The organism is Mycobacterium sp. E136 (assembly GCF_001666865.1).
Classification (GTDB): Bacteria; Actinomycetota; Actinomycetes; order Mycobacteriales; family Mycobacteriaceae; genus Mycobacterium.
Window position 1 is genome coordinate 1 of sequence record NZ_LZJE01000063.1, and the last position, 4,941, is coordinate 4,941.

Sequence of the window (4,941 nt, forward strand, 5' to 3'; positions counted from 1 at the left end):
CGGCGGTGATGCGCTCAAGGCGTTCTGGTATCACTTCGCGATCATGTTCGAGGCGCTGTTCATCCTCACCACCGTAGACGCGGGCACCCGGGTCGCGCGGTTCATGCTCTCGGACGGGCTGAGCAACCTCGGTGGCCCGCTGCGCAAGCTGAAGGATCCGAGTTGGCGTGTGGGAGCGTGGATCTGCAGCCTGGTCGTGGTGGCGGCATGGGGCAGCATCCTGCTGATGGGCGTCACCGATCCGCTCGGCGGCATCAACACGCTGTTCCCGCTGTTCGGCATCGCCAATCAGTTGTTGGCCGCCATCGCCCTGACTGTTGTGACCGTGGTGGTGGTGAAGAAGGGCCTGCTGAAATGGGCGTGGATACCGGCGGTTCCGCTGTTGTGGGATCTGACGGTGACGATGACGGCGTCGTGGCAGAAGATCTTCTCCGGCGATCCGAAGGTCGGCTACTGGACGCAGCACTTCCAGTACCGCAGCGCCAAGGACGCCGGCGAGACGACGTTCGGGGCCGCCAAGAACGCCGGTGAACTCGATGCGGTCATCCGCAACACGTTCATTCAGGGCACGCTGTCGATCATCTTCGCGCTGCTGGTGCTGATCGTGTTCGTCGCCGGGGTGATCATGGTGATCCGGACGCTGCGCGGCAACGCCTCGCCGACGACCGAGGATGAACCGGTCCCCTCGCGGATCTTCGGACCGTCGGGCCTGATCATGACCAAGCCGGAGAAGGAGGTGCAGAAGCAATGGGACGAGCTCGCGAAATCGCACGCGAAATCGGTTCGAGCTGGCGCACATTCGTCGGCGACCTGATGGGCGACACTCATTACCGACGCTACGTCGAGCACCGTATGCGCACCCATCCGGGTGAACCGGTCCTCTCCGAACGGGACTACTGGCGGATGCGGCATGCCGCGACCGAGGCGAATCCGGGCGCGCGCTGCTGCTGAAGGCTCGTTTCTGCACCCAGGGTTGTGATTTCGCCGCGGCGACGACCCTGGGCGCAATCTTCGCGGCGCGAGCCCTGGATTAGTCGGTCAGCGTATAGCGGATCGGCAGGTGCTTGGGCCCGCCGACGAAGGTGGTCGCCACATACTCGGGACGGCCCGCCAGGTCGACGGCCTTGAGGCGGGGCAGCAGTTCGGTAAAGAAACTGTTGACCTCCATGCGTGCCAACGCCGCCCCCAGGCAGAAATGCACGCCGTAGCCGAAGGCGACGTGCTTGTTCGGGTCGCGGCCGATGTCGAAGCGGAACGGGTCGTCGAACACGTCTTCGTCGCGATTTCCCGAAACATACGACAGCAGAACGGATTCACCTGCCGAGATCGGTACCCCGCGGACGGTGGTGTCCTCGGTGGCCGTGCGCATGAACGCCTTCACTGGCGTGACCCACCGGATCATCTCCTCGGTCGCCAGGGGCATCAAGCCGAGATCGCCGCTCAGCTTCTCGCGCTGGTCGGGATGCTCGATGAGCGCGTGCAGACCGCCGGAGATCACCGCACTGGTCGTGTCGTGTCCGGCCGTGGCGATGATGAGGTAGTAGGAGACGGTGTCGATATCCGACAGCGGTTCGCCGTTGATCGTGGCGTTGGCGATCGCCGACGCGAGGTCCTCGGTCGGGTTGGCGCGACGCGCCGCGGTCAATTCGTTGAAATAGCCGAACATCTCGAGCAGCACCGCCATCGACTCCTCGAGTGAGTCGCTGCGCTGCAGTTCGGTGTCATCAGTGCCGAACAGTTCCTGCGTGTACTTCAACATCCGCGGGAAATCGGATTCGGGAATCCCGAGCATCGACATGATCACGTATAGCGGGTAGTTCACCGCGACCTCCTGCACGAAGTCGCACTCAGGCGCCCGCTCGACCATCCCGTCGACGAACCGCTTGGCCAGCTCGTCGATGCGCACCTTCAAATCTCGCATAGCCTTCGGGCGGAACCAGTTTGCGCCGATTGCGCGGAAGTCGCGGTGTTGCGGATCGTCCATGTGTATCAGCGTTTTGACGCCGATCGCGGCCTGTTGCTCGTCGCCCTGGGCGGTCGTCAGCACCGGCCGCGGTGAGTTGGTGAACACATCGTTGGCACGCTCGATCTCCATGATGTCGGCGTGCTTGGTGATGGCCCAGAACGGATTGTAGTTCGGCACCTCCACCCACGAGACGGGTGCGTTGGCGCGCAGATGTGTCAGCGACGCATGCAGTTTCGCCTCATCGGTGTAGGCCAGCGGCGTGGCGAAGACCTTGGCCGCCTCGTCCATTATCGGTGTGCTCACAGGCAACTCCTTTGTGGAATCTCATGTGCCGCGCAGGTCCTGCAGCACGGCGATGACCGTCGCTTCTTCGACCGAGCGCGGGAAGCCGATCATCACCCGGTCGATCACGCCGTCACATCGGTCCCGAATCCTGGCGGCCAGCTTGTCGATCGGCGCGACGACCGCGAACGCCTCGAGAATCTCGTCGTCGATCAGCGTCCCCATCGCATCCCACTCACCGGCCAGGCTGAGCCGGTGCAGTTCGTCGTGCAGGTCACCCCAGCCGTGCAGCGCCAGAACTTTGCGGTAGGCGGGGGTCGAGCCATAGAAGGCGATCTGTTTGCGGGTGGCGACGGACGCCTCGGCCACCTCACCGTCGTCGGCGCCGGTCACCACGAAGATCGGACACGACACCTGAAAGTCGCTGCGCTGGCGGCCCGATCGGGCCATCCCGCGCTCCAGCGCCGGAATGGTGATTTCCTCGAAGTAGCGCTTGGTGGTGAAGGCGTGGGCCAGCACACCGTCGGCGACCTCGCCTGCCATCTCGGTCATCGCTTCGCCGACCGCGGCGAGGAACACCTTCGGGAACCCGTAGTCGTGGGGTTCGGGGGTGAACATCGGCGTCATCAACTTGTGCGTGTAGAAGTCGCCTTCGAACCGCAAGCGTGTGCCGTCGCGCCAGCATGTCCAGATCTCGCGCATCGCGTGCACGAATTCGCCCATGCGGCGCACGGGTTGGCTCCACGGCATGCTGAACCGCTTCTCGATATGCGGCCGGACCTGTGACCCCAGCCCCACGATGAGCCGGCCGCGCGAGTACTCCTGCAGATCCCAGCCGATGTTCGCCACGTTCATGGGGTTTCGCGCGAAGGCCACCGCGATGCTTGTGCCGAGGTCGAGGGTTTCGGTGTGCTCAGCTGCCAGCGTCAGCGGCAGAAACGGATCGTGGGCCACCTCGGCCGTCCAGCACCCGTCATACCCGCGCCGCTGCAGCGTGCTCGCCGTTCCCACCACGTTGGCGAGCTGACTCGAAACCGCCCCGTCCACCTTCAGGCCGGCGCCGCTAACCATGGTCGTAGACGCTACAGTAAGCAATTCAGTATGGTCAACGAGGCCGTGCCGGTGCGACGATCGCCTATCCATGGACAGGAGTTGAGATGACCAAGGCCGAGGATTGGCACGCGACGCTCGACGAGCTGACGCGCCGGCGCCAGACCGCATACGACATGGGCGGCGCCGACCGGCTCGCCAAACACCACGGCAAGGGCAAGCTCGACGCCCGAGCGCGCATCGAGTACCTCCTCGACAAGGGCACCTTCCGCGAATTCGGCACGCTGGTCGGCGGTGACATCGCCGCCGACGGCATCGTGGCGGGCTCCGGATACCTGGACGGCCGGCCGGTGATGATCGGCGCAGAGGATTTCACCACCCTCGCCGGCAGCATCGGCCCCGGCGGCAACGCCAAGCGTTATCGGTTGGCGGAGTTGGCGTTGCGCGACAAGGTGCCGCTGGTGATGCTGCTCGAGGGCGCGGGTTTTCGGCCCAGCGGCGAGCACTACGGCCGCACCCCGACCGATCTGCTCGCACAGGCGCAGTGCTCGGGGAAGGTGCCGATGGTCGCGGGTCTGCTCGGCCCGTCCGCGGGGCACGGTGCGCTCGTGGCTCCGGTGTGCGACTGGACGATCATGAGCCGCCAGGGCGCCATCTTCACCGCGGGACCGCCGGTGGTGAAAGAGTCGACGGGCGAGGACATCTCGAAGGAAGACCTCGGCGGGCCATCGGTGGCGCTCGCCAGCGGTGTGATCCACAACCTCGCCGAGGACGACGAGGCCGTGCTCGACGACATCCGCCGCTACCTGTCCTACTTCCCCTCGAGCGCGTGGTCGTATCCGGAGCCGCTGGCCGCCGACGAGACGGCCGCACCGCGGACCACCCCGGAACTGCTCGAATTGGTGCCCCGGGGCAACCGGCGCGTCTACGACATGCGGCGCGTGCTCGACGTCGTCTTCGACCGCCGGGACTGGTTCGAGGTGCAGCCGAAATTCGGGCCCGCGATCATCTGCGCGCTGGCCCATCTCGGGGGTCACCCGGTCGCGGTGGTGGCCAACCAGCCGCAGGTGATCGCCGGATCGATCGACGCCGACGCCGCGGACAAGGCTGCTCACTTCATCGCGGTCGCCGACTCCTTCCACCTGCCGATCGTGTTCCTCGCCGACAACCCGGGGATGCTGCCCGGCAGCCGGTCGGAGAAGGCGGGCGTGCTGCGCAGCGGTGCGCGGATGTTCGCCGCGCAGACCGCCGCGACGACGATCAAACTGCACGTCACGCTGCGCAAGGCGTACGGCTTCGGCTCGATGGTGATGTCGCTGTTGGGGTTTGACAACCAGAGCGCGACGTTCGCCTATCCGGGCGCGACGATGGGCGCGATGAGCGCGGCCGCGCTGAGCAAGGCCTCACACGCCGCGGAGGATGTGGAGGCGCGGCTTCGCCAGATGGAGGTCGAGGCGTCGTTCCGGTCGGCGGGCCACCTCGGCTTCGACGACCTGATCCATCCCGAGGAGACCCGCAACGCGCTGCTGTGGGGTCTGCAGCGGGCGGTCTACAGCCGCCAGTCGGCCGCCGAACCCGTCGCCCGCACGGTCATCACGCCCTGACCTCGCTGGTTTGCGCGAGCGTGCGTGTTTGCACACGAC

At 65.9% G+C, this 4,941-nt stretch carries 5 protein-coding genes; 3 read left to right on the forward strand and 2 right to left on the reverse strand.

Features of this window, described 5'->3' with window-relative positions; all coding sequences use genetic code 11:
* Both A5698_RS04780 and A5698_RS27830 read left to right on the forward strand, forming a co-directional pair.
* The coding region (locus A5698_RS04780) for a carbon starvation CstA family protein (RefSeq protein ID WP_286144326.1) at positions 1–814 on the forward strand (814 nt) is incomplete at its 5' end.
* Complete coding sequence (locus A5698_RS27830) at positions 748–951, forward strand: YbdD/YjiX family protein (protein ID WP_084792263.1); 204 nt, start codon at positions 748–750, stop codon at positions 949–951. The genes A5698_RS04780 and A5698_RS27830, both read left to right, overlap by 67 nt.
* A gap of 79 nt (positions 952–1,030) precedes the next feature.
* Here A5698_RS27830 and A5698_RS04785 read toward each other — a convergent pair whose 3' ends face one another.
* Together A5698_RS04785 and A5698_RS04790 are read right to left on the reverse strand one after the other, a co-directional pair.
* Positions 1,031–2,254: a cytochrome P450 gene (locus tag A5698_RS04785; RefSeq protein WP_084792264.1), complete on the reverse strand. Its 1,224-nt coding sequence runs from the start codon at positions 2,252–2,254 to the stop codon at positions 1,031–1,033.
* Between the two features lie 36 nt (positions 2,255–2,290).
* On the reverse strand, positions 2,291–3,319 hold the full coding sequence (locus A5698_RS04790; RefSeq protein ID WP_068293871.1) for an LLM class F420-dependent oxidoreductase: 1,029 nt from the start codon (positions 3,317–3,319) through the stop codon (positions 2,291–2,293).
* An 86-nt stretch (positions 3,320–3,405) separates the two neighbouring features.
* Between A5698_RS04790 and A5698_RS04795 the strand changes: the two genes are divergently transcribed.
* Complete coding sequence (locus A5698_RS04795) at positions 3,406–4,902, forward strand: acyl-CoA carboxylase subunit beta (RefSeq protein ID WP_068293876.1); 1,497 nt, start codon at positions 3,406–3,408, stop codon at positions 4,900–4,902.
* Positions 4,903–4,941 lie beyond the last annotated feature (39 nt).

What these genes read in the sequence shown, in the direction of transcription:
- A5698_RS27830 (WP_084792263.1), top strand. Translation starts at nt 748, where the DNA reads ATGGGACGAGCTCGCGAAATCGCACGCGAAATCGGTTCGAGCTGGCGC.
- A5698_RS04785 (WP_084792264.1), bottom strand. Translation starts at nt 2,254, where the DNA reads ATGGACGAGGCGGCCAAGGTCTTCGCCACGCCGCTGGCCTACACCGAT.
- A5698_RS04790 (WP_068293871.1), bottom strand. Translation starts at nt 3,319, where the DNA reads ATGGTTAGCGGCGCCGGCCTGAAGGTGGACGGGGCGGTTTCGAGTCAG.
- A5698_RS04795 (WP_068293876.1), top strand. Translation starts at nt 3,406, where the DNA reads ATGACCAAGGCCGAGGATTGGCACGCGACGCTCGACGAGCTGACGCGC.